Here is a 482-nt window from a genome sequence, read left to right on the forward strand (position 1 = left end):
CCATGTTTTAGAAGTGAAGCAGGCAGCTACGGGCGCGATACACGTGGTTTAATTCGCCAGCACCAGTTTGATAAAGTTGAACTAGTACAACTAGTAAAACCAGAAGATTCAATGCAAGCGCTTGAAGAGCTAACAGGCCACGCAGAGCAAATACTACAAGCACTAGAACTACCATACCGTAAAGTAATTTTATGTATGGGCGACATGGGCTTTGGCGCAGCTAAAACATACGACTTAGAAGTATGGTTACCGGCGCAAGATACCTACCGTGAAATTTCGTCTTGTTCAAATATGGTCGATTTCCAAGCGCGCCGTATGCAAGCACGTTTTCGCCGTGAAGGTGCTAAAAAACCAGAGTTACTACATACACTAAACGGTTCAGGTTTAGCGGTTGGTCGTACACTAGTAGCCATACTAGAAAACTACCAACAAGCCGACGGCTCAGTTGTAGTACCAGAAGTATTACGCCCGTACATGGGTGG

At 45.4% G+C, this 482-nt stretch carries 1 protein-coding gene; it reads left to right on the forward strand.

The annotated features are described in order from the left end of the window. On the forward strand, window positions 1-482 hold a 482-nt coding region (locus CWC11_RS19970; RefSeq protein WP_138684094.1), incomplete at both ends, for an aminoacyl--tRNA ligase-related protein.

This window comes from Pseudoalteromonas sp. S3178, assembly GCF_005886985.1.
In the GTDB taxonomy this organism is placed as follows: domain Bacteria; phylum Pseudomonadota; class Gammaproteobacteria; order Enterobacterales; family Alteromonadaceae; genus Pseudoalteromonas; species Pseudoalteromonas carrageenovora.